This window comes from Kribbella sp. HUAS MG21 (assembly GCF_040254265.1).
Lineage (GTDB): Bacteria > Actinomycetota > Actinomycetes > Propionibacteriales > Kribbellaceae > Kribbella.
Genome location: NZ_CP158165.1, coordinates 2,347,585 through 2,374,421, shown reverse-complemented (window position 1 = coordinate 2,374,421; position 26,837 = coordinate 2,347,585). Strand labels below are relative to the sequence as shown.

General features: G+C 69.9%; 24 protein-coding genes and 1 riboswitch. Of the genes, 13 read left to right on the top strand and 11 right to left on the bottom strand.

Features of this window, described 5'->3' with window-relative positions; all coding sequences use genetic code 11:
• Positions 1-24 precede the first annotated feature (24 nt).
• The 3 genes from ABN611_RS11480 to ABN611_RS11470 form a co-directional block, all read right to left on the bottom strand.
• Entirely contained in the window at positions 25-1,038 is a 1,014-nt protein-coding gene (locus tag ABN611_RS11480) for an acyltransferase (protein WP_350279813.1), read from the bottom strand.
• 150 nt (positions 1,039-1,188) lie between these two features.
• Positions 1,189-1,605: a GNAT family N-acetyltransferase gene (locus ABN611_RS11475; RefSeq protein ID WP_350279812.1), complete on the bottom strand. Its 417-nt coding sequence runs from the start codon at positions 1,603-1,605 to the stop codon at positions 1,189-1,191.
• Entirely contained in the window at positions 1,605-2,558 is a 954-nt protein-coding gene (locus ABN611_RS11470) for a helix-turn-helix domain-containing protein (RefSeq protein WP_350279811.1), read from the bottom strand. Before ABN611_RS11470 ends, ABN611_RS11475 begins: the two co-directional genes overlap by 1 nt.
• 71 nt (positions 2,559-2,629) lie before the next feature.
• Between ABN611_RS11470 and ABN611_RS11465 the strand changes: the two genes are divergently transcribed.
• Positions 2,630-2,893, top strand: a complete 264-nt coding sequence (locus tag ABN611_RS11465) for a hypothetical protein (RefSeq protein ID WP_350279810.1) — start codon at positions 2,630-2,632, stop codon at positions 2,891-2,893.
• On the opposite strand, the gene ABN611_RS11460 is transcribed toward ABN611_RS11465, so the two are convergent.
• Entirely contained in the window at positions 2,881-4,053 is a 1,173-nt protein-coding gene (locus tag ABN611_RS11460) for a DUF418 domain-containing protein (RefSeq protein WP_350279809.1), read from the bottom strand. The two genes, ABN611_RS11465 and ABN611_RS11460, sit on opposite strands and share 13 nt — an antisense overlap.
• 83 nt (positions 4,054-4,136) lie before the next feature.
• On the opposite strand from ABN611_RS11460, the gene ABN611_RS11455 reads away from it, so the two are divergent.
• Positions 4,137-4,961 (top strand): class I SAM-dependent methyltransferase, encoded by an 825-nt coding sequence (locus ABN611_RS11455; protein ID WP_350279808.1) that lies wholly within the window; start codon positions 4,137-4,139, stop codon positions 4,959-4,961.
• On the opposite strand, the gene ABN611_RS11450 is transcribed toward ABN611_RS11455, so the two are convergent.
• On the bottom strand, positions 4,955-5,095 hold the full coding sequence (locus tag ABN611_RS11450; RefSeq protein ID WP_165553184.1) for a hypothetical protein: 141 nt from the start codon (positions 5,093-5,095) through the stop codon (positions 4,955-4,957). The two genes, ABN611_RS11455 and ABN611_RS11450, sit on opposite strands and share 7 nt — an antisense overlap.
• 100 nt (positions 5,096-5,195) lie before the next feature.
• Between ABN611_RS11450 and ABN611_RS11445 the strand changes: the two genes are divergently transcribed.
• A complete protein-coding gene (locus tag ABN611_RS11445) occupies positions 5,196-6,053 on the top strand; it encodes a DNA-formamidopyrimidine glycosylase family protein (protein ID WP_350279807.1) in 858 nt (285 codons plus the stop codon).
• 11 nt (positions 6,054-6,064) lie between these two features.
• On the opposite strand, the gene ABN611_RS11440 is transcribed toward ABN611_RS11445, so the two are convergent.
• Positions 6,065-6,901 (bottom strand): hypothetical protein, encoded by an 837-nt coding sequence (locus tag ABN611_RS11440; protein ID WP_350279806.1) that lies wholly within the window; start codon positions 6,899-6,901, stop codon positions 6,065-6,067.
• Positions 6,902-7,030: 129 nt separating this feature from the next.
• Here ABN611_RS11440 and ABN611_RS11435 point away from each other — a divergent pair, with 129 nt between their 5' ends.
• The 3 genes from ABN611_RS11435 (at position 7,031) to ABN611_RS11425 (ending at position 11,785) form a co-directional block, all read left to right on the top strand.
• Positions 7,031-7,354 carry a rhodanese-like domain-containing protein gene (locus ABN611_RS11435; protein WP_350279805.1) on the top strand — a complete coding sequence of 108 codons (324 nt, stop codon included), beginning with the start codon at positions 7,031-7,033 and terminating at the stop codon, positions 7,352-7,354.
• Positions 7,355-7,497: 143 nt separating this feature from the next.
• Positions 7,498-10,863: a phosphodiester glycosidase family protein gene (locus tag ABN611_RS11430; protein WP_350279804.1), complete on the top strand. Its 3,366-nt coding sequence runs from the start codon at positions 7,498-7,500 to the stop codon at positions 10,861-10,863.
• A gap of 10 nt (positions 10,864-10,873) precedes the next feature.
• Entirely contained in the window at positions 10,874-11,785 is a 912-nt protein-coding gene (locus ABN611_RS11425) for an LD-carboxypeptidase (protein ID WP_350279803.1), read from the top strand.
• Here ABN611_RS11425 and ABN611_RS11420 read toward each other — a convergent pair.
• The 3 genes from ABN611_RS11420 to ABN611_RS11410 form a co-directional block, all read right to left on the bottom strand.
• Positions 11,757-13,535: a S9 family peptidase gene (locus ABN611_RS11420; RefSeq protein WP_350279802.1), complete on the bottom strand. Its 1,779-nt coding sequence runs from the start codon at positions 13,533-13,535 to the stop codon at positions 11,757-11,759. The two genes, ABN611_RS11425 and ABN611_RS11420, sit on opposite strands and share 29 nt — an antisense overlap.
• Positions 13,536-13,891: 356 nt before the next feature.
• Positions 13,892-15,670 carry an ABC transporter ATP-binding protein gene (locus ABN611_RS11415; protein WP_350279801.1) on the bottom strand — a complete coding sequence of 593 codons (1,779 nt, stop codon included), beginning with the start codon at positions 15,668-15,670 and terminating at the stop codon, positions 13,892-13,894.
• Positions 15,667-17,427, bottom strand: coding sequence for an ABC transporter ATP-binding protein (locus tag ABN611_RS11410; RefSeq protein ID WP_350279800.1), 1,761 nt, complete (start codon positions 17,425-17,427; stop codon positions 15,667-15,669). The genes ABN611_RS11415 and ABN611_RS11410 overlap by 4 nt, the downstream gene beginning before the upstream one ends.
• 164 nt (positions 17,428-17,591) lie before the next feature.
• Here ABN611_RS11410 and ABN611_RS11405 point away from each other — a divergent pair, with 164 nt between their 5' ends.
• Positions 17,592-19,001, top strand: coding sequence for an MFS transporter (locus ABN611_RS11405; RefSeq protein WP_350279799.1), 1,410 nt, complete (start codon positions 17,592-17,594; stop codon positions 18,999-19,001).
• On the opposite strand, the gene ABN611_RS11400 is transcribed toward ABN611_RS11405, so the two are convergent.
• Positions 18,988-20,001 carry a (p)ppGpp synthetase gene (locus ABN611_RS11400; RefSeq protein WP_350279798.1) on the bottom strand — a complete coding sequence of 338 codons (1,014 nt, stop codon included), beginning with the start codon at positions 19,999-20,001 and terminating at the stop codon, positions 18,988-18,990. The genes ABN611_RS11405 and ABN611_RS11400 overlap by 14 nt on opposite strands.
• A gap of 149 nt (positions 20,002-20,150) precedes the next feature.
• Between ABN611_RS11400 and ABN611_RS11395 the strand changes: the two genes are divergently transcribed.
• The 5 genes from ABN611_RS11395 to ABN611_RS11375 all read left to right on the top strand — a co-directional run bounded on the left by ABN611_RS11395 (position 20,151) and on the right by ABN611_RS11375 (position 25,216).
• Positions 20,151-21,344, top strand: coding sequence for an ATP-binding protein (locus ABN611_RS11395; protein ID WP_350279797.1), 1,194 nt, complete (start codon positions 20,151-20,153; stop codon positions 21,342-21,344).
• 56 nt (positions 21,345-21,400) lie between these two features.
• Positions 21,401-22,258 (top strand): DUF3152 domain-containing protein, encoded by an 858-nt coding sequence (locus ABN611_RS11390; protein ID WP_350279796.1) that lies wholly within the window; start codon positions 21,401-21,403, stop codon positions 22,256-22,258.
• Positions 22,259-22,287: 29 nt separating this feature from the next.
• Entirely contained in the window at positions 22,288-23,109 is an 822-nt protein-coding gene (locus tag ABN611_RS11385; RefSeq protein WP_350279795.1) for a hypothetical protein, read from the top strand.
• The gene (locus ABN611_RS11380; RefSeq protein WP_350279794.1) at positions 23,106-23,765 is read left to right on the top strand and encodes an alpha/beta hydrolase; all 660 of its coding nucleotides are present in this window, start codon (positions 23,106-23,108) and stop codon (positions 23,763-23,765) included. The genes ABN611_RS11385 and ABN611_RS11380 overlap by 4 nt, the downstream gene beginning before the upstream one ends.
• A gap of 18 nt (positions 23,766-23,783) precedes the next feature.
• Positions 23,784-23,901: riboswitch (TPP riboswitch) on the top strand.
• Complete coding sequence (locus ABN611_RS11375) at positions 23,897-25,216, top strand: cytosine permease (RefSeq protein ID WP_350279793.1); 1,320 nt, start codon at positions 23,897-23,899, stop codon at positions 25,214-25,216. It overlaps the preceding riboswitch by 5 nt.
• 42 nt (positions 25,217-25,258) lie before the next feature.
• Here the strand turns inward: ABN611_RS11375 and ABN611_RS11370 are convergent, their stop codons facing one another.
• Positions 25,259-25,963, bottom strand: a complete 705-nt coding sequence (locus tag ABN611_RS11370) for a flavodoxin family protein (protein ID WP_350279792.1) — start codon at positions 25,961-25,963, stop codon at positions 25,259-25,261.
• Between the two features lie 122 nt (positions 25,964-26,085).
• Here ABN611_RS11370 and ABN611_RS11365 point away from each other — a divergent pair, with 122 nt between their 5' ends.
• Complete coding sequence (locus ABN611_RS11365) at positions 26,086-26,769, top strand: class I SAM-dependent methyltransferase (protein ID WP_350279791.1); 684 nt, start codon at positions 26,086-26,088, stop codon at positions 26,767-26,769.
• Positions 26,770-26,837: the final 68 nt, after the last annotated feature.

Sequence of the window (26,837 nt, the reverse complement as noted above, 5' to 3'; positions counted from 1 at the left end):
GTATTAGCTCACGGGTATCCGATGTCAAGTATTCAGCCAGGCCAGTGCCCGGGCGCCGAGCCCGCGCACCCGGAGCGCCGCCAGCGCCCGGTACGACGGCTCCTCGACGTACTTCGTCAACAGCCAGGCGAGCGCGGTCACGCCGGTCACCGCGCCGGCGATCTGCAGCAGCCGCCCGGCGCCGAGCTCCATCAGGCGGTAGGCGATCAGGTACCCGAGCACCTGGTTCAGCAGGTACAGCCCGAACGAGATCCGCGCCAGGAACTGGATCGGCCGCCGGAACCGGGCGAACACCGTCCAGTCCGGACCACGGGCCGCGAGCGCGACGAACACGAGCAGTACGCCGATCCCGAGCGCCGAGGGCAGATCCAGGGTGTGCGCGTACTGCGCGTAGACGGTCGCCGCGAGCAGCGCGGAAAGGTGCAGTACGCCGATCCGGCGCTGCGCCCAGAGCCACACGGCGATGCCGATCGCGAACAGCTGGAGCCGGTGCAGGCCGAGGCCGTTCCAGGTCTGCTGCACCCAGACAGGGCTGTGGCCGATCCGGTCGTGCCACTGGAGGATCACCGGGGCAACGATCATGATCCACAGCCCCGTGGTGATCCGCTGCCCGAAGCCGCGCGGCCAGAGCAGCGCCGCGGCGCCGAAGGCCATCAGTTGCAGCGGCAGCGTCCAGTACGAGCCGTCGATGAGCTGTACGCCGCGGTCGAACGAGGCGGCGAGCGTCAGGTTGGCCCAGAGGTCCCGCCCGGTCGGCAGGATCCAGTTGTTCGGCCCGAGCAGGATCAGCGCCGTGTACGTGACCAGCACCGCGACCAGGTACGGCGGGAGTACGCGGCAGACGCGGCGCCACAGCCAGCGCCAGGTGGAACCCTTCCGCACGGTCACGCAGACGAAGTACGCGCTGATCACCAGCAGGATGCTGGCCCCGACCTGGAACGGGTACCGCCCGAGCGGCTCGCCGAGCTCAGGGTGCAGGAACGGACCCATGTACGTCGTGTGCGTGAACATCACCGCGAACACCGCCAGGACACGCACCACGTCCCAGCTCAACCTGCGTGCGGTCCTGCCCGGGGGCCGGTCCGGCGTCGTCAAACCCACTCCATCTACGTCGCTGTTACCCCCCTGTGACCTTAGCCAGACGTCGGGGTGGCAATGCAAATCGTGTGGGCGGCGTCACGCTCCGAATCAGAGAGCCTTGACCCAGCGCGACCACTCGGGCTGCGGTGCGTAGCCCGCGGTGGACCAGACCCGGTGCGCCTGGTCGTTGTCGTCCAGGACCATCGCGTCCGCGCGCGTCCCGCCGTACGAGGCGAACTTGGCCTCGGCGCGTGCGACCAGCTCCCGGCCGATGCCCTGGCGGCGATGCGTCGGGGCGACCGCGAGGCGGTAGAGGTGGCAGCGCCAGCCGTCCCAGCCCACGATGATCGAGCCGACGACGCTTTCGTTGTCGACGGCAAGGATCAGCGCCTCGGGGTCTCGGGCGACCAGCCGCCGGACGGCGTCGGCGGAGTCCGGCGGGCGGTGCGAGTCCTCGGCGGCGGTGGCCCAGAACGCCAGGACGGCGTCCGCGTCGGCGGCCGTCGCGTTGCGGTAGGCAATCATCAGCCGGCGGTCCGGAAGGTACGGCGGTAGTCCTGTGGCGGCACGCCCACCACTCTACGGAAGTGGTGCCGGAGCAGGGCGGCGGTACCGAACCCCGACTCGGCGGCGATCTGCTCGATGCCCATCCGGGTCTGCTCGAGCAGGGTGCGAGCGCGCAGGACGCGCTGGGTGGTGACCCATTTCAGCGGCGTCGTACCGGTCTCGGCGACGAACCGGCGGGCGAACGTGCGCTCGGACATCTGGGCGCGCCGGGCCAGCGCGGGCACGGTGTGGTCGATCGTGAGGTTGTCGAGCATCCAGTTGAGCACCGGCTGCAGGCTCTCCCCGGAGGATTCCGGCACCGGCACCTCGACGTACTGCCGCTGGCCGCCGTCGCGCTGCGGCGGGACCACCATCCGGCGGGCGATTCGGGTCGCGACCGCGCTGCCCAGCTCGCGCCGGACCAGGTGCAGGCAGGCGTCGATCCCGGCCGCCGTGCCGGCGCTGGTGATGATGTTGCCGTCGTCGACGAACAGCACGTCCGGGTCGATCTTCGCGGTCGGGAACTGCGCGGTGAACTTGTCGATGTAGCGCCAGTGCGTCGTGCACGGCCGGCCGTCGAGCAACCCGGCGGCGCCGAGTACGAAGGCGCCCGAGCAGACCGTGAGCAGGATCGCGCCGCGGGCCTCGGCCTTCCGCAGGGCGTCCAGGATGCGTTCGTCGTACGCGTGCCGCCAGGTGGTGGCGGGGATGCCGATCAGGTCGGCGTCCTCGAGTTCCTCCAGGCCGTACGGCGCGACCACCTGGGAGTGCGTGCTGGTCTCCATCGGGACGCCGGGCGTGGTCGAACACACCTTGAAGTCGAACGGCGGCACTCCGTCGTCGGTGCGGTCCAGGCCGAACACCTCGGCCAGGACCCCGAACTCGAACAGGGCGACGTCCTCCATCAGGACGACGGCGATCTTCGACAGCATGGCAGAATCTTATCGGACTATGTCAATGGTGCCACTGGTGGCAGGATCTAATACCTAGAATCATTACTGCCATGACCGGATACATCGTTCTCGTAGTACTCGTGCTGGCCGTGATCGCGGCACTGGAGATCAGCAACAGGCGCCACTCGACCGGTCCGGAGGCCGGACCGCGGGGCACCTGGGTCGCCGACGACCGTGACCTGGCCCGGACCAAGCTCGACCTGCTCGCGCTCGGCGCGGCGGCCAAGCCCTTCCACCACAAGCCCGCGACGACCCCCGGGACCGTGCGCACCATCCGCACCGCCCGCCTGCACCACGGCCGTCACGCGGCCTGACGTCGCCAGCCGGGGGCGGTCGCGTTCGTGACCGCCCGCAGTGCGCCTTCGACCGGGCCGTAGCTGCAGCTGTTCAGCCAGAGGTGGCTCAGTGCCACCTGGACCGCGAAGATCGCGAGCGCGAAGCCCACGGTCTCCAGCGGCGACACCTGCCCCGCCAGCCCGAAGCCGGCGCCGGTGAAGATCAGCATGTTCGCCACCGACTGCCCGAGGTAGTTCGACAGGGCCATCCGCCCGGCCGGCGCCAGCAGCCGCCGCAGGTCCTCGCCCCGCTCGCTGTGCATGAACCGCAGCAGCGTGGCGACGTACGCGGCCGTGAGGAACGGTGCGGTGAGCACGCTGATCAGCACCGCGTCGGTGTGGCCGTTGCCGCCGACGGTCGCGTAGTACATGCCACCGGTGATGCCGATGGTGAAGCCGATCAGCTGGATGAGGCGCAGTACCGCCTCGTTGCCGGAGAGGTTCTGGAGCAGGCGGCGGCGTCCGACGACCATGCCGACGAGGAACGCGGCCAGCGTGGTCGGGCCCTGCACGGTCAGCAGCGACAGGCCGTACGTCGGCAGCGAACGGATGTGCTCGTCGACGGCGCCGCTGAACGAGCCGGCCATGTTGGCGGTGGTCTCCTGTGCCGCGGCCACTGCGGTGGTCGGGTCGATGAACTGGGAGCTGTCGACGAAGAGCGCCGCGGCCGCCAGTGTGACGAACAGGTACGCGTAGATCGCTGCCGCGACGATGAGCGCCGTACGGTCCTTCACCCGGCGCATGGCGAGCAGGACCAGGCCGATGATCGCGTAGACGCTCAGGATGTCGCCGGTGATCAGGAAGATCCCGTGCAGTACGCCGAGCACGAACAGGCCGCCCAGCCGCCGCAGCATCCGCGGCTTGAACGCGGCGCCGGCCCGCTGCGCCGCCTCCAGTTGCAGCTGGAAGCTGTACCCGAAGAGGAACGAGAACAGCAGGTAGAACTTCATGTCGACGAACGCCGACGACACCCAGTGGACCCCGTGGTCGAGCCAGGAGTCGTACGCCGGATCCTGCGCGAGGTGGATCGGGAACCCGGAGGCGGCGAAGGTGATGTTGACGATCAAGATGCCCAGCAGGGCGAAACCACGCAGCGCGTCGATGTCCTGAATGCGCGTCCGTTCCAGTACCTGGCCCATGCCGACCAGCACACCAGGGCACCGCTGCGCGCACAGTCGCGCTGGATCCTCCGTGCGGGTGGAGTTACCTCTACCCTCGACCCGTGACGGACTACCGGGAAGTGAATCGGGCCAACTGGGACGAGCGGGTGCCGGCGCACGTGGCGTCGCCCGGCTACCGCGTCGAGCAGTTCGCGGCGGACCCGTCGTACCTGAGTCAGGTGGTGCGGTTCGACCTGCCGCGGCTCGGGGATGTCAGTGGACTGCGTGGTGTGCATCTGCAGTGCCACATCGGCACCGACACGGTGTCGCTCGCCCGGCTCGGTGCGCGGATGAGCGCGCTGGACTTCTCGGAGCCGGCGATCGAGCAGGCGCGCTCGCTGGCGGAGCGGCTCGGGCTGCCGGTGGACTTCCACGTGTCCGATGTGTACGACGCGGTGGAGGTGCTGGGCGCGGCGTCGTACGACCTCGTCTACACCGGGATCGGGGCGCTGTGCTGGCTGCCGGACATCGAGCGCTGGGCCGCGGTGGTCGCCGGGTTGCTCCGGCCGGGCGGGCGGCTCTTCATCCGGGAGGGCCACCCGATGCTGTGGGCGCTCGAGGCCGGGCCGACGCACGCGCAGGTGCAGTACCCGTACTTCGAGACCGCCGAGCCGACGGTGTTCGACGAGGGCGGCACGTACGTCGACACCGACGCCGAGTTCACCACCACGCTCACGCACGAGTGGAACCACGGCCTCGGCGAGATCATCACGGCCGTCCAGCGGGCCGGTCTGGTGTTCGACTCACTGACCGAACACGACAGCGCACCGTGGAACGGCCTCCCCGGCCTGATGACCGAGGACGCCGACGGCGAGTGGCGCCTGACGGACAACCCGCACCGCCTGGCCGCCACCTATACCCTCCAGGCGCACAAACCCGCTCAGTGAGACCGGCGCTGCTGCACCTTCTGGACCGCCTGCTTGATCTTCTGCTGGTTCTCCGGCTTGCTCAACTCCCGCTGCGCCACCTGCACCAACTTGGCCACCACAGCACCCTTGAGCATCGTCTTCACAAACCCCATCAGGGCCTCCTCTTTCTCTCCACCGAACCTACCGCCCACCCACAACCCCTGCCATGGGTGATTCTCCGGAACTGTCCCTGGCATCAGGCACACTAGGTACGTGCCCGAATTACCCGAAGTTGAGTCGTTGGCCGCGTTTCTGCGCGAGCGGGCGGTTGGGCATGCGTTTGTGCGGGCTGATGTCACGGCGATCAGTGCGTTGAAGACGTACGATCCGCCGATTTCGGCGATGGTCGGGTTGTTGATCGAGGACGTGCGGCGGCACGGGAAGTTCCTGGACATCTCGGCGCAGGGGGTGCACCTGGTGATTCACCTGGCGCGCGCCGGGTGGCTGCGGTGGAAGGAAGAGCAGTCGACGGGGCTCGTGCGGCCGGGGAAGGGGCCGATCGCGCTCCGGACTGTGCTCGACGACGGGTCGGGGTTCGACCTGACCGAGGCCGGCACGCAGAAGAAGCTCGCGGTGTACGTCGTCCGCGACGTCGCCGAGGTGCCGGGGATCGCGCGGCTCGGGCCGGATCCGTTCACGCTGTCGCTGGAGGACTTCGCCGAGATCCTGAAACGCGAGGGCCGGGTCCAGCTCAAGGGCGTCCTGCGCAACCAGTCGGTGATCGCCGGCATCGGCAACGCGTACTCCGACGAGATCCTGCACGTCGCGAAGATGAGCCCGTTCAAACCGGCGTCGAACCTCTCCGAGGACGAGCTCGAGACGCTGTACGACGCGATGCGCGAAACCCTCCAGGACGCGGTCGACCGCTCCGCCGGTCTCGCCGTCCAGGACCTCAAGTCGGAGAAGAAGTCCGGCCTCCGGGTGCACGGCCGCAAGGGCCAGAAGTGCCCGGTCTGTGGCGACATCGTCCGCGAGGTCAGCTTCGCCGACTCCTCCCTCCAGTACTGCGCCACCTGCCAGACCGGCGGCAAACCCCTGGCCGACCGAAGACTGTCGAAGCTCCTCAAATAAGTCCACACGCCTCAGAGTTGGACGACGTACGGTGAGGAGGCTGAGCGGCGGCCTGCGTCCAGGCGGGCGCGGAGTTCGCGCGGGCCGGCGGGGCCGGCTAGGCGGGTGACCCAGCCGGTCGAGCGCCCAGGGTCGAGGCCGTCGAAGGTCCAGGCTTGTTCGCTCGCGGACCAGCCCGGCGGCAGCGGGAGTTCGACGTCGCCGCGGGCCGGCGTACGGCCGAAGTTCGTCACCACGACGGTGAGCTCGTCCCGGCCCGGGTGGAGTGACGCGAGCACCGTCCCGACCGGCGCGACGAGAACCCGCCGTACGCCGGCCGGCACCGCCAGCGGGACGACCTGCCGTTCCGGTACCGGGAACGGCCCGATCGTGGTCCGGGTCAGCTCGTGGCCCGTGACGCCGTACCGGCGGCCGGCGAGGCGGATGGTGTGCCGGCTGTCCGGCTCGACCATGCCGACGAACCGGATGCCGACGTCCGCCGCCCGCCGCGCGACCAGATGCGCCTTCGGACCGGTCGGGGTCAGGTCCCAGACGCCGTCGGCGTTCGCGGTGACGGTGTCCGGCGGGACGATCCGCAGCTTGCCGGTCAGCGCGACGCGCACCACCGGCGGCTCACCGGCCGCGGGCAGCCGGACGACCAGGTCGTCGCCGTCCCGGCGCCAGGTCAGCGCCTTGCCGGTGTGGTCCTCGACGACATGTCGCGGGGTCGTGGCCAGACCCGGGAGCCGTACTTCGTGGTCGGGTGGACGGCGTGCGATCCGGAGCAGCAGGAGCTCGCGACTCCGCAGGATCGCCTCACCCCACGGTTGCGGTTCGAACTCCCCCGGGATCCCCTGAATCAGCGCCACCGCAGCCTCCTTCGAGCCACAGTCCGAGATCCGCCGCCCGGTGTCAACGCGTTATCCGCACTCCGGGCAACCGCCTTCCCGCACCGGCCACCGCGCGACCGCGATCGCAGGTCTGCCATGCTGGGGCGCATGTTCCGGAACCAGGAGATTCCTTCGGTCGTGGTGGCCGAGCTTGACGACGAGCTGCTGGCGGAGGCGTTCGTGCTCGACGTGCGCGAGCCGGACGAGTGGGACCGTGGGCACATCGAGGGCGCCACGCACATCCCGCTCGGCGAGCTGCAGGAGCGGGTCGGCGAGGTGCCGCTGGACCAGAAGGTGCTCTGCGTCTGCGCGGTCGGCGGCCGCTCCGGCATGGCGACGCAGTTCCTGAACCAGCTCGGCCGCGAGGCGATCAACCTCGACGGCGGCATGCACGCCTGGCAGACCTCCGGTCGCCCGGTCGCCACCAACTAACGGATCGAGAAGAAAACCTTCCACACGGTGACCGCAGGCGTTACTTTGTCACCGGTCGGTTGACCGGCGTACACCTGCGGCTCACGGGGCGGTCGCGCGCGCGGCGTCGGATGACCGCGTCCGTCCACCGTGGGGAGGCTCCTGTGTCGCTCATCCGTCCCTTGACCACAGCGATCGGCGTGGGTGGCCTGCTCGCCGGCGTCCTCGTCCATCCGGCATCCGCCCACCCGGCCTTTGCCCGTACGACGACCAGCACGACGACCGCGGGCATCGCGGACGCCGCGATCGCCGAGCACGGCGTACTGACGTCCCGTGTCGACAGCCCGGTCGCACCCGGCGTGAACTACACGTCGTTCGAGCGCCTCGACCCGAAGGGCTGGCAGCGCGGCGACATCCTGGACACCGACCTCGACCGGCGCGGCGTGACCGTCGACCTGGTCAACACCGGCAAGGTGTCCGGCGGCCAGCCGCTCAGCCAGCAGCTCGCCCGCAAGGGCGCGATCGCCGGCGTGAACGGCGACTTCTTCGACATCAACGACACCACCGCGCCGATCGGCGTCGGCGTCGAGTCGGGCAAGCTGCTCAACGCACCGGCCGGCGGCCACAACGACACCGCGGTGATCGGCAAGGACGGCCTCGGCCGGATCGCCCAGGTGTTCCTGCAGGGTACGGCGACCGACGACGACGCCACCGAACTCGCCCTGACCAACCTGAACTCGCCGGCCGTCAGCAGCGGCGGGATCGGGCTCTACACCCCGGAGTGGGGCGATGCGGCCCGGACCCGGACCGTGGACGGCCTGCCGACCGTACGCGAGGTGATCCTTCGCGACGGTGTGGTCGTCTCCTCCGCAACCACTCCGGCCACCACTCCGCTCGCGGCCGGCGAGCAGGCGCTGATCGGCCGCGAGGCCAGCGCCGCCGCCCTGGCCGCGTTCGAGGTCGGCGACAAGGTCGACGTCGCGTACGGCCTGCGCCCGGACGCCGCCGACGTGGCCGCCGGGATCAGCGGCAACTACCAGCTCGCGAAGGACGGCCAGGTCCCGGCCAGTGTGCCGGACGCCGACCTCGCGCCGCGGACCGCGATCGGGTTCGACGCCGACGGCAGCCGGATGATCCTGCTGACTGTCGACGGCCGGGCGACCGGTTCCCGAGGCCTGTCGCTGAAGGAAATGGGTCAGCTGATGGTCAGCCTCGGCGCCGACGACGCGCTGAACCTGGACGGCGGCGGCTCCTCGACGATGCTCGCCCGGACGCCGGGCAAGGCCGGACCGGAGGTCGTCAACGACCCGTCCGACGGCGGCGAGCGGGTGATCCCGAACGGACTCGGCCTGCTGCCGGTGAAGGGCAGCGGCCGGCTCGACGGCTTCCGCATCGAGTCCACCGGCACCTCCGCGGCGGACCCGGACACCGACATCTCCCGCAGCTCCCGCGTCCTCACCGGCCTCAGCCGGGTCCTCAGCGCGACCGGGTACGACGAAACGTACGCCCCCGCGACCGGTACGCCGTACTGGTACGCCGGCAGCAACGCCCGCGTCGACCAGGACGGCGTGGTCACCGGCCGCCGCGCGGGTGACGTGATCGTCACGGCCGCGCGCGGTACGGCGATCGGAAGGTTCCCGATGACAGTCCTCGGTACGCCGACCCGCCTCGCGCCCTCGACCCGCCAGGTGTCGCTCGCCGACTCCGCCGCCAAGGGCTTCTTCGAGATCAACGGGTACGACGCCGACGGGTTCTCCACCTGGGTCGAGCCGCGCGACGTCAAGCTCGCCTACGACCCGGCCCTCGTCAAGGTTGTTGCGAAGGGCAACGGCTTCGAGGTCAACGCGCTGAGCGACGACGCGGTGTCGGCCGTGGTGACCGCGACCGTCGGCACGCTGAGCACGCAGCTCAGCGTCACGTCCGGCCTGGCCAGCACGGTCGTCGACGAGGTCGACGACCTCACCAAGTGGGCGGCGAACGCGGTACCCGCCGGTGCGGCCACGGCGTCGCGCTCCGCCGCGGAAGGACACGACGGTGGGCAGGCGATCGCGCTCGACTACTCGCTGACCGGCAGCACGGCCACGCGGGCGGCGTACCTCTCGCAGACTCCGCAGCAGACGTTGCCCGGGCAGCCGCAGAAGCTCGGCGCCTGGGTGTACGGCGACGGCAAGGGCGCCTGGCTGCGGGCGAACGCGTACACCGCGAACGGCGGGTCGCCGCAGACGCTCAACCTCGCCGCGAAGGTCGACTGGACGGGCTGGAAGTACGTCGAGGCGGACATCCCGGCCGGGCTGGCGATGCCGTTGCGGTTCTGGCGGATCTACGTCGTGGAGACCTCGCCGACCCGGCAGTACTCGGGCCGGATCGTCATCGACGACCTGACGATCCGCAGCGCGCCGCCGGTGACGATGGACCCGCCGGCGAAGGTGGTCGACCCGATGGTGGTCACCGACGGCGCCGTGACGACGAGCGGCCGCTGGCGGTTCGCGGTGCTGTCGGACGCGCAGTTCACCGCCGACGCCCCGAACTCGGACCTCGTGCAGCAGGCCCGCCGGACGATCCGCGAGGCGCTCGCGCAGCACCCGGACTTCCTGGTGATCAACGGCGACTTCGTCGACCGCGCGTTCGGGCCGGACATCGCGCTGGCGAAGCAGATCCTCGACGAGGAGGTCGGCGGGAAGGTCCCGCTGCACTACGTCCCGGGCAACCACGAGACGTACGGCCCGGGCGACCTGTCCGAGTGGAAGAAGGTCTTCGGCGACGCGACCAGCACCTTCGACCACAAGGGCACCCGGTTCGTGCTGCGGGACTCGTCGCTCGGATCGTTGCGGGCCGGCGGGTTCGAGCAGATCCTCGACCTGCGCAAGCAGCTCGACGACGCGGCGCGGAACAAGGACATCCGGAACGTCGTGGTGATGGCGCACCACCCGATCGACGACCCGTCGCCGACGCAGAACTCGCAGCTGGGCGACCGCAAGGAAGCGGCGATGGTCGTGAAGTGGCTCGCCGACTTCCGGAAGGCGACCGGCAAGGGCGCCGCCTACATGGCGGCCCACGCGGGCACGTTCGCCGCGACCCGCACCGACGGTGTGCTGCTGCCGCTCACCGGCAACTCGGGCAAGGGCCCGGCCGCCGCACCGGGCGAGGGCGGCTTCACCGGCTGGGCGCTGGTCGGAATCGCCACCTCGGCCAGCCCCTCGTCCCGGCCGTGGTTCCAGCTCGAAATGCGCCCGCACGTCGACTCGCTCGAGCTGACCGCACCGGCGACCCTGCGGCGCGGTCAGACCGCGCCGGCCTCCGCCACGGTCGTGCAGGACGGTCGGCGGGTTCCGGTGTCGTTCCCGGTGTCTGCCGACTGGTGGGGCTCGACGACGATGCACATCGGCCCGGCGAGCACGGCGCCGTTCTGGACGGTTGCGTCGTACGACCCGGCCACCGGTCAGCTGACCGCACTCCGGGCCGGTACTGCGGAGCTCGGGGTCACGGTCAACGGTGTCTCCAAGAGCAGCACGGTGCAGGTGGATTGGTAGCGTCTGCCGGGTGACAGACGTGGTGGTACCGCAGCGACTGCGGGACGGGGACCGGGTCGCTGTGGTGGCACCGTCGGGCCGGGTGGACGCTACGCGGCTTGCGACCGGCCTGGAGCACCTGCGGTCGTGGGGGCTCCAGGTCGACGTGATGCCGTCGGTGCTCGCCGGGCACGAGCGGTTCAAGTACCTGGCCGCTGAGGACAAGGCGCGCGCCGAGGACCTGCGGGCCGCGTGGCTGGATCCGCAGTACGCCGCGGTGTTCTGTGCGCGGGGCGGGTACGGCGTGCAGCGGATGCTCGAGTACGTCGACCTGGACGAGCTGGTCGCCGTACCGAAGTGGTTCGTCGGGTTCAGCGACATCACGGCGTTGCACGAGCCGCTGAACGCACGTGGTCTGGTGACTCTGCACGGTCCGATGGCTGCCGCGGTCGAGCAGTTGAACGACACCGTGGGGCGTGAGCGGCTGCGGGCGCTTCTGTTCGAGCCGGAGACCGTCACGGACCTGCTGGCGCCGCATGGTGCCCGCACCGTTGTCGGCGGTGTGGCCGAGGGCGTGTTGCGCGGCGGCAACCTGGCGTTGCTGGCGGCAAGCATCGGTACGCCGACGTACGCCGCGCCGGCTGGTGTCGTCGTACTCGAGGAGGTCAACGAGGAGGCGTACCAGGCGGACCGCCTGCTCACTCAGCTGTTGCGCGCCGGGTGGTTCGAGCAGGTGACCGGGCTGGTCATCGGTGACTTCAGCGAGGGCGGTGCCGGCCTCGACGACACCATCCGCGAGCGGCTCGAACCGCTCGGCGTACCGATGGTGGAGGGTGCGGCGATCGGGCACGAGGCGTTGAACCTCGCCGTACCGCTGGGACTGCCGGTGCGGCTGGACGCGACCGCCGCGACGCTCACCCCAGGTGGTCTCGCAGGAAGCTGAAGGCCTGCGGGTACGCGTCCAGGCGGTTCGTGAGCTTGGCCAGGCCGTGGCCCTCGTCCGGGTAGACCAGCAGCTCGCACGGTACGCCGCGCTTCGTCAGGGCGTCCGTGATCTGCTCCGCCTCCGACAACGGCACCCGGGGGTCGTTGGCGCCGTGGATGACGAACAGCGGCGCCCGGATGTCGTCCACGCGGCTGAGCGGGCTCGCCGACGCAAGGAACTCCCGGTCGGTGGCCAGATAGCCGTACTCGCGCTCGCGCATCGCCCGCCGGTAGTCCGACGTGTTCTCCAGGAACGTCACCAGTGACGCGATGCCGACGATGTCCACACCGGCCGCCCACAGGTCGGGCTGGAACGCGACACCGGCCAGCACCATGTAGCCGCCGTACGAACCGCCCCACAGCGCCGCACGCTGCGGGTCACCACCGATGGTGGGCAGCCACGCGTTGATCGCGGCCAGGTCCTTCACCGAGTCCAGCCGCAGCTGCCGGTCGTCGAGCGAGTACCAGCGCTTGCCGTAGCCGGCCGAGCCGCGGACGTTCGGTACGACGACCGTGTGGCCCTCGGCGGCCAGCGCCGAGATGATCGGGCTCCAGACCCGCAGCGCGGCCGCTTCCGGGCCGCCGTGCACGTGAACCACCGTCGAGCCCAGATCCGGACCGGTCGGGCGGAACACGAACACCGGCACCTGCTCGCCGTCGAACGACGGAACGCGCAGGCTCTCCGGGTGCTCCAGCTCGGCCGGTACCTCCACCGGCCGCACCGCCGTCAGCTCACCACCCGGCACGTACCGGTACACGGTCGGCGGGACGACCGGCGAGTTGTAGGTGATCGCCGCGAACGACCCGTCCGCCGACCAGACAGGGTTGGGGGTCGCGTAGCTCAGGCCCGCACAGCCGCCGGCGGGCAGGTCGAGCGGCGCGATCGGCGTACCGTCCTCCAGCCGGTGCAACGCCAGCGAGACCTCGCCGTCCTCGAGTACGCCGACCAGCAGGTGCTCGCCGTCGGGTGACGGCCAGCCGGCGAGGTCGCGGGCGTCATCAACCAGCACGTCGCTCCACGTCCCGTCGGCCAGGTCGTAGCGGCGGAGCGCCATCCGGTCGCGGTCGGCGTTGCTGGACACGAGGAACGCGGAAGAGTCCGGCAGCCAGGCGACCGGGCCCTGGTCGTTGTGCGCGTCCTCGGCGGTGAGCTCGGTGACTGTCCGACTCGAGGTCTCGACCAGCAGAAGCTGCATCGAGTTCGCGGGGCTGCTCGCCTTCGAGAGGACGACCCACTTGTCGTCCGGGGAGGCGTCAACGGCCATCACCCAGCCGCCGCCGTCGTACAGCACGGTCTCGCGGCCGGTGGCCAGGTCGCGCGTGACCAGGTCGAAGTCGACGCCGTTGCGGCGGTTCGTGGTGTAGAGCACGCGCCCGGTCCGGGCCGCGACCAGGCGATGGATGTACTCCGTGTCGTGCACCAGCGGGGTCAGCGCCGGGAGGCCGGGCTCGCTCAGATCGAGCAGCGAGAGCTGGCCACGTTCGTTCCCCCCGGTGTCGTGCTCGACGACGACGTGACTGCTACCTGGGACGAACTGCGCGCCGTGACAGGTGTCGCCGAGATCGGTGAGCGCACGCCAGCTCCCATCCGGCGCCACCTCGTTGACCTGCCGGATCCCGGTGCCGTCGTACAGCACCAACATCCGCCCGTCGTCGTCGATATCGAGCGCCATCGTCGTGGGCAGAGAAAACAACGTCGTCAGCAGCACCCCGTCATCCTCCCACGGGACAGGGCGACCGGGATAAGCGGAACAGACGAAGGAGAGATGGTTATTCAGGCACGTTGAGCTGGGTCGCATGAAAGCGAAAAAGAAAAAGGAGAGGGATTTGGAGACGTGGCTGCTACCGCCAACCCGCCCCAGCTGCAGGGCATGCTCGCCGAGTCGTGCACAAGGGTTCCGGGCCGGTTCGCCGAGTCGTGGAACATGGCTGGCCCTGCACTGCCAGAATCCACGACTCGACGAACCCCGAGCGTCGGTCAACTACTGCTTCGACGTCGGCGCAATTCCAAATCTTCTCTTCTTTGGGTTTCTCTGATCTCTTATTACCGCCACCGTCCTGCTGGTCAGCGGTCGCCGTGCCAGGAGTGCCAGAGGGCGGCGTAGGCGCCTTGGGCGTCTACCAGTTCGTCGTGGCCGCCGAGTTCTACGATGCGGCCGTCTTCGACCACCGCGATCACGTCGGCGTCGTGCGCGGTGTGCAGGCGGTGCGCAATCGCCACCACCGTGCGGCCCTCCAGCACGGTCGCGAGCGACCGTTCCAGGTGCCGGGCCGCGCGCGGGTCCATCAGCGAGGTCGCCTCGTCGAGGACCAGCGTGTGCGGGTCCGCGAGAACGAGGCGGGCGAGCGCGACCTGCTGCGCCTGGGCAGGCGTCAGCGAGACCCCGCCGGAGCCCACCTCGGTGTCCAGCCCGTCGTCGAAGCCGGCCACCCAGCCGTCGGCATCCACCGAGCGCAGTGCCGCCCAGAGGTCGGCGTCGGACGCGTCCTGCTTCGCCAGCCGCAGGTTGTCCCGCACGCTGCCCACGAACACGTGGTGCTCCTGATTGACCAGGGCCACGTGGCTGCGGACCTGCTCAGCGGACATCCGGTCCAGCGCCGCACCACCCAGGGTGATGTCACCGACGCGCGGCGAATAGATACCGGCCAGCAACCGGCCCAGCGTGGACTTGCCGGCACCTGACGGCCCGACCAGCGCCACGCGGGCACCAGGCTCGACGGACAGCGTCACACCGTGCAGTACGTCGCGACCTTCCAGGTACCCGAACCGGACCTCGTCGGCCAGCACGGTCCGCCCCTCCGGCTCGTCCTCGCTGGTCGTCGCGGCGGTCTCGACCTCGCGGACGCCGACCAGCCGCGCCAGCGACACCTGCGCGACCTGCAACTCGTCGTACCAGCGGATCATCATGTTGACCGGCTCGACGAGCATCTGGATGTACAGCGCACCAGTGGTCAGGGCACCGACCGTCAGCCAGCCCTGGATCGCGAACCCGCCGCCGATGACCAGCACCGCGGCCAGCGCGACCGTGTGCGTCATGTTGATCACCGGGAACAGGATCATCCGCAGGAACAGCGTGTACCGCTCCCAGGCGACCCACTGACCGATCCGGGTGTCGCCCAGCTGGATCCGGCGGCCGCCGAGCCGGTGCGACTCGACGGTCCGGCCGGCGTCGACCGTCTCGGCCAGCGCCGAGGCGACCGCGGCGTACCCGGCCGCCTCCGACCGGTACGCCGATGGCGCGCGGCGGAAGTACCACCGGCCGCCGATGATCAGGATCGGCGCCGCGACGACGACCGCCACGGCCAGCTCCGGCGCGGTCACGATCAGCGCGCCGATCAGCAGCGACGCCCAGATGACCGCGATCGTCAGCTGCGGTACGGCGTCCCGCATCGCGTGTGACAGCCGGTCGATGTCGGTGGTGATCCGGGACAGCAGGTCACCGGTCCCGGCGCGCTCCAGCACACCCGGGGGCAACCCGACCGCCCGCACCAGGAAGTCCTCGCGCAGGTCCGCGAGCATCTCCTCACCGAGCACCGCCCCGCGCAGCCGGGTCAGCCGGACGAACACCGTCTGCACCGCCAGCGCGATCACGAAGCCGATCACGACGTACGGCAGCTGCACGTCGGTGCGGCCCTCGGACAACTTCTGTACGACGTTGCCGAGCAGCCACGGACCGACCATGCCGCTGAGCGCCGCGACCGCGTTCACCAGCGTCAGCCACAGGAACTGCCGCCGGTGCCGGCGGAACAGCGACTTCACGTACGCACGAACAGTGGCGCCACTTGCTACCGGGAGCCGCACTACTTCCTGCGGGGCTGCCGGGTCATAGAGGGGGCGCTTCACACCGACTCCTCGAATGTTGGCTCTTCTTCACGGGTGACAACAGCGCGGTACTGCGCGTTGGTGTGCAGCAGCTCGTGGTGCGTACCTACCGCGGCCACGCGGCCGTCCGGCACGAACACCACGCGCTCCGCGCGGTCCAGCATCAGCGGGCTCGACGTGAACACCACCGTGGTCCGCCCGGCGCGCAGCAACTGCAGGCCGTCCGCGATCCGCGCCTCGGTGTGTGCGTCGACCGCACTGGTCGGCTCGTCGAGCACCAGCACCTGCGGGTCGACGTACAGCGACCGGGCCAGTGCCACGCGCTGCCGCTGGCCGCCGGACAGGGACCTGCCCCGCTCGGTCAGCATCGCGTCCATCGCGTCGGACTCACCTGCGGGCAGCGTCTGCCGCAGTACGTCGAGGATGTCCTCGCACTGCGCCGCGTCGAGCGCCGTCTCCGCGGAGACCGCGCCGCTGGCCGGCACGTCGAACAGCTCGCGCACCGTGCCCGACAACAGCACCGGGTCCTTGTCCTGCACCAGTACGACGGTGCGCGCCGACTCCAGCGGGATGTCGTCCAGCGCGACGCCGTCGAGCAGCACGGACGCCTCGTCGGTAGCTGTCGGGCTGTGGCCACCCAGCCGGTCGGCCAGCAGACCACCGGCGTCCGGGTTGCCGCAGACGACCGCGGTGAAGCTGCCGGCCGGGACGTGCAGCCCGGTGACCGGGTCCAGGAGGTCGCCCTCCGGCAGCTGCGCCTCGGCGGTGCCCTTGGTCTCGTCGGTGCGCTGCAGCGACAGCACGCGCGCCGCGCGCCGGGCCGACACCTTCGAGAAGATGAAGGCGCTCGCCGTCTCCTCGAACGTGTGCAGCGGCACGAGCATGAACGTGATGAAGCCGTACGTCGTGACGAGCTCGCCTACGGAGATCCGCCCGGACGTGACCAGCCGGACGCCCATCCACACCACGAGCACCAGGAACAAGCCGAACAGCAGCACCTGCAGCGCCGCGATCAGCGACCACATGCGGGCACTACGGACCGCACTGGTGCGGTACTGCTGCGAGGCCTCGCGGTAGCGGTCCAGGAACAGCTGCTCACCGCCGATGCCGCGCAGCACGCGCAGACCGGCGACGGTGTCGGCGGCGAGCTCGGTGGCCCGGCCGCCCTTCGCCCGCTGCTCGTCCGCGCGGCGCTCCGCCGGACCCATGAGCGGCACGATCGAGAACGCCAGCACCGGGACGGCGACGGCGACCACGAGACCGAGCTGCGGTTCGTACAGCAGCAGGCCGATGACGACCGCGAAGCAGGTCAGCAGCGCCGCCACGAACCGGCCGAGCACCTCGACGAACCAGCCGATCTTCTCGACGTCGCCGCTGCTCACGGCAACCACCTCGCCGGCGGCGATCCGCCGGGTCAGCAGCGAGCCGAGCTCGGCGGCCTTGCGGAACAGCAGCTGCTGCAGGCGCGACGCGGTACTGATCCAGTTGGTCACGACGGCCTGGTGGAAGAACGAGTCGGCACCGGCCTTGGCGGCGCCGAAGGCCAGCAGCAGCGCGCCGGCCAGGATCAGTTTCGGCCAGGACAGGTCGATGGCCGCCTGGACGGCGAGCCCGACCGCGACCGGAGCGGCGGCGATGCCGCCGAAGTAGACCAGGCCCCAGAACACCGCGAGGGCCTGCCCGCGCAGTTGCTGGTGCTCCAGCCAGAGGATGAGTCGGAGGCCGGATCGGGTGTCCGGCACACCCGGGTCGGCGAACGGAATGAGGCGCAACGACATGACGTCTCGCAATGAGGCATAGAAGGGTGGAAAGAGGCACCTGACCAGGTGAACAGATCAAGCCTAGGTGGCCCCGCCGACAGTCAGTCAAACCGTTTTCGCCGCCGATCGGGAACCGTTTCCAGTACTGGGTAGTACAGTCTTCAACGGACGAAGGGAGCCGGGTGGAGGAGCTGACGCGGAGGCGGCGGCTGCTGGTGCTGGCGATCTGTTGCTCCAGCCTGTTCATCGTCGGGCTGGACTCGACGATCGTGAACCTGGCGCTTCCCGCGATCCGGGACGAGTTCGGGGCCCCGGTCGCGAAACTGCAGTGGACGATCGACGCCTACACACTGGTGCTGGCGAGCCTGCTGATGGTCTCCGGGTCGACCGCGGACCGGGTCGGGCGGCGGCGGACGTTCCAGGCCGGGCTGGTGCTCTTCGGCATCGGGTCGTTGCTGTGCGGAGTCGCGCCGACCATCGACCTGCTGATCGCGTTCCGGGTACTCCAGGCCGTCGGCGGCTCGATGCTGAATCCGGTGGCGATGTCGATCATCACCAACACGTTCACCGACCCGCGCGAACGCGCCCAGGCGATCGGCGTCTGGGGCGGCGTGGTCGGACTCAGCATGGCGGTCGGCCCGGTGGTCGGCGGTGCGCTGGTGGACGCGGCCGGGTGGCGGTTCATCTTCTGGATCAACGTGCCGGTCGCGGTGGCCGCGGTGCTGATGACCGCGCTGTTCGTGCCGGAGTCGCGGGCCGCCGTACCGCGGCGGATCGACCCGGTCGGACAGGTCCTCGTCGTACTGCTGCTCGGTGGGCTGACCTACGGAATCATCGAGGGCCAGGCAGCCGGGTGGGGGTCGCCACTGATCATCGGGTGTTTCACGGTGTGCGTGCTGGCGCTGGTGTTCCTCGTGTACTACGAGCGGCGGCGGGAGGAGCCGTTGCTGGATCCCCGGTTCTTTCGGAGTGTGCCGTTCTCCGGCGCGACGCTGATCGCGGTCTGCGGGTTCTCGGCGTTGTCCGGGTTCCTCTTCCTCAACTCGCTCTATCTGCAGTCGGTGCGCGGCTTCAGCGCCCTGCATGCGGGGCTGCTCACACTGCCGATGGCTGCGATGACCGTGGTGTTCGCACCGGTGTCCGGATGGCTGGTAGGCCACCGGGGTCCACGGCTGCCGCTGGTCGTGGCCGGGACCATGCTGACCGCGTCCGGGCTGATCCTGGCTCAGCTGACCACTAGTACTGCCACAGTGCAGTTGCTGATCGGCTACCTGGTCTTCGGTCTCGGCTTCGGCGTGCTCAACGCACCTATTACCAACGCGGCCGTTTCTGGCATGCCACGAGAACAAGCAGGTGTCGCTGCGGCGATCGCCTCGACCAGCCGCCAGGTCGGCGCGTCGCTGGGTGTTGCTGTGGCCGGCACAGTACTTACTGCTCGGCTGGTCGGTCCGCTCGAGAGCGGGTTCGTGCGCGCCGCCGAGCTGTGTTGGTACATCATCGCGGGCTGCGGGGCGTTGGTCCTGCTGCTCGGCTTTGTCACCACGACCCGGTGGGCACGTCGTACGGCGGACGCGCTGGTCAGGACTGGATGATGCCGGCCCGGGTCAGGGCCTTGAGGCGGCCGCGGAGGATCTTCTGGCGGCGCTCCTCTTCGGGGAACAGCTCCAGGTAGGCAGGTCCCTTGGCGGCGAGCAGGTCGTCGTCCAGTCGTCGTACCGTGCCGGCCGGGGCACGGTGCGTCATCGCGGCCTGCACTGCTTCGCTGTCGATACCGGCCAGCAGTTCGGTGAGCTGCTCCTCCGTGGTGACGCCCAGCCGGTGCAGAACGCCCAGGATCCACGCGTAGTGCGTCGTCTTCGCATGCGGCGCATCCGGGTAGCGCCGGGTCAGGTACGTCGTCAGCGTGCTGGTGGTGAGGTCCAACGGGGCCTTGTCCGACGCGGACGCCGCCAGCTCGCGGTACAGCCGGTCGATCTCGGTGAACTCGTTGTCGGCCAGCTCCATCAGCGCGGCCGCCAGCAGGAACCGCCGGTCGAACTCGGGCTTGCGGTCCGGCGGGATGTCCAGCTTGTACCGGATGTCGTGCTCGAACTCGGCCCACGCGTGCTGCACCGCGGTCCGGACCTGGATCTCCATCACCAGGTTCTTCAGGACGGCGTACTCCGGCAGCTCGCGGCGGTGCTCGTTCAACCGGACCAGGTAGTGCTTGCTGGCGTACCCGAAGACGCCCTGAGCCCGGGTGTGCGCGCCCATGTCGGTGTGCTCGACGATTTCGAACTCGGCCTCGATGACCTCGCAGACCCGGTCCACCGCCTCGACCAGGAACGTGATCACCCGGGCCGCCACCAGGTCGGTGATCTGGTTCAGCGGGTCGTCGTACTTCGGCCGGCCCGGATCGTCCGGGTGCGGTTTGGAGGCCTTCGCGAGGAACGACTCCGGGTCCTTGGCCCGCGCCGTCGCGCTCAGGTAGTTGATGCCTTCCTCTTCACCGATCAGCTCGTTGATCAGTGCCTCGAGCTTGCGCGCGCCGCCGACGTACTGCTGGTGCACGCGTTCGTACAACGCCCCGGCGTCCGGAGCCCACTCCGCCATGGCGGAACGATAGTGCTCTTCGGGTCGCTGGCGGTGTCTACCGGTTTCTAGTCAATTCACTAGAAACCGGTAGAGATCGGTCGCGACACGCTCTGGCCGTCGATCGGTCAATCTACGGAAAACGCTAGACGCGCTCATACAGTGAAAGCATGGATCCGATCCGGAATCCCTATGCGCCCGGCGCCGGTCAGCGGCCGCCTGAGCTGGCCGGACGCGACACCGAGGTGCGGCAGTTCGAGGTGGTGCTCGAACGGGTCGCGGCAGGCCGGCCGGAGCGGAGCCTGGTGCTCAGCGGTCTCCGGGGCGTGGGTAAGACGGTGCTGCTCAACACGTTGCGCTCGCAGGCCATCAAGCGCGCGTGGGGCACCGGGAAGATCGAGGCCCGGCCGGACCAGAGCATCCGGTTGCCGATCGCGCAGGCGCTGCACACCGCGATGCGGGAGCTCGGGCACCGGCACCGCGACGACGAGAAGGTCGACCAGTTCAGCGCCGTCCTCAAGGCCTTCGCGCTGCGGACGGCGGCAAACGACCGGAAGGGCATCCGCTGGCACCCGCCGGTCGACGTGGCAGCGGCGAAGGGCCGGGCCGACTCCGGTGACCTGGAGATGGACCTGATCGAGCTGTTCTCCGACGCGGCGGACCTGGCCGGTGACCTGACCGTCGGCGTCGGGCTGTTCATCGACGAGATGCAGGACATCAGTGCGGACGACCTGTCCGCGTTGTGCGCCGCCTGTCACGAGATCTCCCAGCAGAGCGCGCCGCTGGTCGTCGTCGGCGCGGGACTGCCGCACCTGCCCGCCGTACTGTCCGCCAGCAAGTCGTACTCCGAGCGGCTGTTCCGCTACATCCGTGTCGACCGGCTGGCGCGAGAGGCGTGCGACCGGGCGCTGATGGTGCCGGCGGAGAGCGAGGGCGTGCAGTACGACGAGGAGGCGCTGGACGAGCTCTACGCGCAGACGGACGGCTACCCGTACTTCGTGCAGGCGTTCGCGCACTCCACCTGGGACCACGCGCCGAAGTCGCCCATCACCATCAAGGACGTGGCGGTGGCGGCACCGGAGGCGTCGGCCGAGCTGACCGTCGGCTTCTTCGGCTCCCGCTACGAGCGCGCGACCCCCGCGGAACGCGAGTACATGCGCGCGATGGCCGAGCTGGGCATCGGCGTCGACGACGGCTCGGTCCCCACCGCCGAGGTCGCCAGCACGCTCAACCGGAAGCCCCAGTCGCTCTCCCCTGCCAGGGACGGCCTGATCAAGAAAGGCCTCGTCTTCTCGGCCGAACGCGGCACCGTCGCGTTCACCGTCCCGCACTTCGGGAAGTTCCTCAGGACCAGGACTGCCTGACACCTTAACGAAACCGGGCTTTCGTCTCCTGGAGCGACTCGGTAGGGTCAACTGTCATGACCACCCGGCGGAGCGGCCAGCAGGCAGTCGTGCCTGCCCGTCGTCGTGGTGGCCGGCACAGCCGGCGGAAGTCGTACAAGGGGCAATGGTTCGTCGTCACCGCGCTGGCGGTGCTGGGGACCGTGGTCGTGGCGCATCCGGATGTGGCGCACCGCAACAGCCTCGCGGCGCAGGCGGTTGCGGGGGTCGACGAGGTGGCTCACGAAGCACCCGTGGCGCCGGTCGTGACGCCGACTCCGGTGGCCACCCCGACGCAGAAGTTCACCACGCCGTTGCGCCCGGCGCCGACGCTGACCCGCAAGCCCAAGGGCGCGAAGCCGAACGTCCTGGTGTCGAGCGGGAAGCTCGCCGTGGTGCCCGGCTTCGACAAGGCGACCGGCGTCCGCGACAAGCTGACGTACCGCGTGGAGATCGAGCAGGGCCTCTCGGTGAACGGCGACGCGGTGGCGTCGATCATCCACAAGACGCTCACCGACCCGCGCGGCTGGCAGGCAGTGCACCCGGTGAGCTTCGAGCGCACGGACAAGCCCGACGCCGACCTCCGGATCATCCTGGCCACCCCTACGCTGACCGACAAGCTCTGCCTCCCGCTCGACACCGGTGGTGAGGTGTCCTGCCGGGTCGAGGACCGGGTGGTGCTCAACGCGAAGCGCTGGCTCTACGCGATTCCGGCGTACAACGGCAACGTCGCGCTCTACCGCAACTACCTGGTCAACCACGAGGTCGGCCACGCGCTAGGCCACGGCCACTCGAGCTGCACCACCCCGAAGACCCCCGCGCCGGTGATGATGCAGCAGACCAAGGGCCTCGCCGGCTGCCTGCCGAACGCGTGGCCGACGATCAAGGCCACCTGAGAGACTGGGTACGACGGGAGGGAGCCAGCATGTCGTCACAGGACTTCCCGACGTACGGCCGGGGCGACGAGCCCGAACGCCAGCAGCCCGGCGAGGAGCAGCACTACTACGCTCCGCCCACGCCGTACGGCGGCGGCACGTACGGCTCCGGCCAGGCGGCTCCGCCGGAGCAGTTCCCGTACGCCACACCGCAGCCCTACGGCACCACCCAGCAGCCGCAGGCCCCCGGCAACCCGTCGTACGTGCAGCCGCCGGCCTATCGCCCCGGTGCTCCGTACGGCGCTCCGGCGAGCCCCGAGCCGCACGAGCTCCCGACGTACGGCCGTGACGAACCAGCCGCGCCGCGGGACCCGCGTGCCGCCCGGGTGGTCGCGCTGGCCGCGTTCGTCGCCGCGATCTACGGGCTGCTCGTGCTGACCGTCCAGCGCGTCGCACTCCGGGAGATCTCGCAGGCGCCGGGCTCGCCGCTCAACCACCCGCTGCGCACCGACGTCCTCGACGCGATCGGCCAGCTGCTCCTCATCGTGGTGGGCAGCGTCGCGCTGGTGATGTGGATCCGGGACGTCCTGGCCCGCCGCAAGGCCGGGAGCCGCCCGGACGCGTCCGAGCTGGTCGGCCTCACGCTGGTCGCGGTCTCGGCGGTTCCGATCCTGGTCTGGGTCATCATCGTGCTGTCCACCGGGCTCGGCGCGGACGACGGTGCCGTCCATCGGCTGCCCACGGCGTACGGCTGGGGCGGCCTGGGCCTGCTGCTGCTCGCCGTCGGCCTCTTCCTCGGGTACCGCGAGCTGAAACCGGACGTGTCGAACCCGGTCGTCCAGGGTCCCCCGGCCAAGGCACCCTGGGAGTGAGCACACCCGTCGTCCTCGTGCCCGGCCTGGGCCTCGGCCCCGAGTCGTACGCGCGGACCGTCGAGCACCTCGTCACGCCGTACCACGTGGTCACCCTGCCCGGGTACGGCGAACCGGCGGGCGCCCGGGAGGACCTGCACCCGCGGGCGCTCGCGGTAGCGCTGGCCGAGAAGATCCGCGGCCGCTCCGTCCTGGTCGGCCACTCCGCGAGCTGCCAGATCGTCGTCGAGACCGCGGTCCGCTACCCCGAGCTCGCGCACGCCCTCGTTCTCGCGGCGCCGACCGGTGACGTGGCGATGTCGAGCTGGGTCGACCGCGCGGTGCGGCTCGTCGGCTCCGCGATTCCCGACGTACCGAAGCTGGTCCGGATCAGCCCGCAGTACGCGCGGACGACCCTGCCGTCGATCGCCCGCGCCGGAGAGGCGTCCAGGCACCACGACCTGGCAGCGGTCATGCCGTACGTCCGGGTGCCGGTGGTGCTGGTCCGCGGCCGGCACGACCTACTCTGTACGGCGGAATGGCTCGAGCGGCTGGCCCGACTCAGCAACGGCGAGGCGCGGACGCTGGACACCGGCGCCCACATGCCGGTCGTCACCAACGGCCCGGAGCTGGCCGCTCTCATAGAACGGGCCGCCGCGCTCCCCGGAAGTAGCTGACGCGTTAGACTCTGTGGCACAAACCTATGCGGGAGCTCGCACCGAGGACGCGCGGGCTGAGAGGGCGACAGCTGGGTCGCCGACCGCCTGAACCTGACCGGGTAATGCCGGCGTAGGGAGTGGGGTCACTCATGACCGATACAGCTGTTCGTCCTGCCAGTGGTACCGAGGCGCCGCTCGTCCTGACCACGGACGCGCCGCGGACCCTCGGCTTCTTCGACCAGTTCACGCTCTGGGGCAACCTCGGCATCTCGCTGTTCGGCCCGGTGACCGGTGCGCTGGTCGCGGCGTACACCGGCTCGCTGTGGCAGGGGCTGCTCGCGGTGCTGGTCGGCTGCGGGATCGGCGCGCTGGTGCTCGGCGGCGCGGCCGTGTTCGGGTCGCAGACCGGTGCGCCCGCGATGGCGAGCCTGCGGGGCCTGTTCGGGCGGCGCGGCTCGATGGCGCCGACGGTGCTGAACATCGCGCAGAACGTCGGCTGGGCGACGATGGAGATCATCGTGATCTCGCAGGCCGCGGTCGCGGTGACGAGCGAGCGCTGGCGCTGGCTGTTCGTCGTACTCGCCGGGGTGCTCGCGACCGCGATGGCGGTGCGGCCGCTGGGCAGCGTGAAGATCCTCCGCAAGTTCATGGTCTGGCTGGTGCTGTTGGCGTCGGTCTACCTGTTCGTCCAGGTGCTGAGCAAGCCGGTGCAGGACCTGCCGCAGGACGGCGTCTTCGGTTTCTGGCCGGCGGTCGACCTCGCTGCGGCCGGTGTCGTGTCGTTCGCGCCGCTGGCCGCGGATTACACGCGGCACTCGCGCACGAACAAGGCCGCGTTTGGTGGATCCGCGCTCGGCTACGGGTTGGCTGCGATCGTGTACTACGCGCTTGGTGTCTTCGCGGTTGCGACGCTGCAGACCAACAGCGAGGACGTGATCACCGCGCTCGTCACACTGCCTGCCGGTGCGATCGCGCTGCTCGTGCTGCTGGTGGACGAGGTCGACGAGGCTTACGCGAACGTGTACTCGACGACGATGGCCGCGCACAACCTCGTCGGGCACATCGACCGCCGCTGGATCTCCGTCGCCATCGGAGCCGTTGCCACCGGCATCGCGTTGTTCATTGACCTGGGCAACTACACGCAGTTCCTGTACCTGATCGGCTCGGTCTTCATCCCGCTCTTCGCGGTCGCGATCGCCGACTTCTTCCTCGTCAGCCGCATGCGCTGGGACGTCTCGGCCACCGCCAAGTTCCGCTGGCAACCAGCCGCCGCGTGGCTGATCGGCTTCATCACCTACCAACTGGTCAACCCCGGCACAGTCGCCGGCTGGTCCCCCTTCTGGACCAACCTCCAACAAGCCCTCTTCAACAACCAACCAGCCCCCACCTGGCTAGGCGCGACGTACACCTCAATCATCACCTCCATCCTCGCCACCCTCCTCCTGGGCCGCCTCACCCGCCGCAGCTGAGCCGGAGGTGGTGAGCCCCACCGTGCTGCGCGCGGTTCGCGGCTAGCGGTACTCGGGGTTTTCGAAGTCGAAGCGGCAGCCGGCGTCCCAGTCGGAGCGTTGGTTGCCGTGGGCGGGGATGCCGCCGGCGTCCTTGAGCATTCGTGCCAGGTGCAGCAGGTTCCACGTCATGAACGTGGTGTTGCGGTTGGTGAAGTCGTTCTCCGGGCCGCCGGAACCTTCGTCCAGGTACGACGGTCCGGGGCCGGCCGCGCCGATCCACCCCGCGTCGGCCTGGGGCGGGACCGTGTAGCCGAGGTGCTGCAGTGAGTACAGGACGTTCATCGCGCAGTGCTTGACGCCGTCCTCGTTGCCGGTGATCAGGCAGCCGGCGACGCGTCCGTAGTACGCGTACTGCCCGGCGGCGTTGAGGATCGACGAGTTGCCGTACAGCCGCTCGATGACCCGCTTGGTCACCGAACTGTTGTCGCCCAGCCAGATCGGGCCGGCGATCACCAGGATGTCGGCCGCCATCACCTGCTCCTGGATCGCCGGCCACGCGTCGATCGCCCAGCCGTGTTCGGTCATGTCCGGCCAGACGCCGGTCGCGATGTCGTGGTCGACTGCGCGAACGACCTCGGTTCCGACACCGTGCTTGGTCATGATCCGGCGGCTCACGTCCACCAGGCCCTCGGTGTTGCTGCGTTCCGGGGACCGCTTCAGCGTGCAGTTGATGAACAGCGCCCGCAGGTCGTCGTACGTCGTCATGTCGTTCCCTCCCGGCGTCAGTGTGTGCGCCGGGAGGCCCGCGGCGCGAGGGCGGCGGGATTACCGCTCGCTTCCGGATCGTGACTGGACAGCTGACCCGGGGGTGCCGGAATACTGGCGGCATGCTGAATTCCGCACTGCGTAGCCGGGCCGAGTATGCGGAACTGGGCGCCGAGGGGTTGGCCGCGCGTACGACGCCGGAGCGGGACGCGTTGATCGTGAAGGCGGTCGAGGAGTTGCTGGCCGACCGGGAGTCGGTGCTCGATCTGTGTTGCGGGTACGGGCGGATCGCGCTGCCGTTGCGGCGGGCGGGGAAGGTCGTACGGGCGCTGGACATCTCGCCCAACCTGGTCGAGGCGGGCCGGGCGAAGGCGGCCGAGGAGGAGCTCTCGGTCGACTGGGCGATCGGGTCGATGACGGACCTGCCGTACAAGTGGGACTCGTTCGACGCGGTGATCTGTTTGTGGACGGCGTTCCACGAGTTGTTCGCGGAGGACGAGCAGATCTCGACGATCTGCGAGATCTCGCGGGTGCTGAAGCCGGGCGGGATCGCGATCATCGAGGGGCCGGTGTGGGGTCCGGCGACCGCGGCCGAGATCGCCAACGGGATGCGGCAGGGGCCGGAGCACCGGATCGTCACCACCGAACACGACGACGACCGCAGCAGCGTGCACTTCATCCACGACGAGATCAGCTACGGCCGCCTGTGCGCCGCGGCCGGCATCACCGACTACAAGGTCTACAAACGCGACTGGGGTGGCCGCCGCCGCCTCATCCTCGAGATCCACCAGCCCACGACCGACTGACCTCCAGTGGGTTCCTGACAACAGGCAGGGCGAGGCGCCCACCCCGGTTCGTCGCCAGGCAGGACGCC

Excerpts from the sequence above, each read along its gene's own strand:
- ABN611_RS11390 (WP_350279796.1), top strand. The coding sequence starts at position 21,401 with ATGACCACCCGGCGGAGCGGCCAGCAGGCAGTCGTGCCTGCCCGTCGT.
- ABN611_RS11465 (WP_350279810.1), top strand. The coding sequence starts at position 2,630 with ATGACCGGATACATCGTTCTCGTAGTACTCGTGCTGGCCGTGATCGCG.
- ABN611_RS11395 (WP_350279797.1), top strand. The coding sequence starts at position 20,151 with ATGGATCCGATCCGGAATCCCTATGCGCCCGGCGCCGGTCAGCGGCCG.
- ABN611_RS11385 (WP_350279795.1), top strand. The coding sequence starts at position 22,288 with ATGTCGTCACAGGACTTCCCGACGTACGGCCGGGGCGACGAGCCCGAA.
- ABN611_RS11470 (WP_350279811.1), bottom strand. The coding sequence starts at position 2,558 with ATGCTGTCGAAGATCGCCGTCGTCCTGATGGAGGACGTCGCCCTGTTC.
- ABN611_RS11460 (WP_350279809.1), bottom strand. The coding sequence starts at position 4,053 with ATGGGCCAGGTACTGGAACGGACGCGCATTCAGGACATCGACGCGCTG.
- ABN611_RS11475 (WP_350279812.1), bottom strand. The coding sequence starts at position 1,605 with ATGATTGCCTACCGCAACGCGACGGCCGCCGACGCGGACGCCGTCCTG.
- ABN611_RS11365 (WP_350279791.1), top strand. The coding sequence starts at position 26,086 with ATGCTGAATTCCGCACTGCGTAGCCGGGCCGAGTATGCGGAACTGGGC.
- ABN611_RS11450 (WP_165553184.1), bottom strand. The coding sequence starts at position 5,095 with ATGGGGTTTGTGAAGACGATGCTCAAGGGTGCTGTGGTGGCCAAGTTG.
- ABN611_RS11375 (WP_350279793.1), top strand. The coding sequence starts at position 23,897 with ATGACCGATACAGCTGTTCGTCCTGCCAGTGGTACCGAGGCGCCGCTC.
- ABN611_RS11400 (WP_350279798.1), bottom strand. The coding sequence starts at position 20,001 with ATGGCGGAGTGGGCTCCGGACGCCGGGGCGTTGTACGAACGCGTGCAC.
- ABN611_RS11435 (WP_350279805.1), top strand. The coding sequence starts at position 7,031 with ATGTTCCGGAACCAGGAGATTCCTTCGGTCGTGGTGGCCGAGCTTGAC.
- ABN611_RS11370 (WP_350279792.1), bottom strand. The coding sequence starts at position 25,963 with ATGACGACGTACGACGACCTGCGGGCGCTGTTCATCAACTGCACGCTG.
- ABN611_RS11410 (WP_350279800.1), bottom strand. The coding sequence starts at position 17,427 with ATGTCGTTGCGCCTCATTCCGTTCGCCGACCCGGGTGTGCCGGACACC.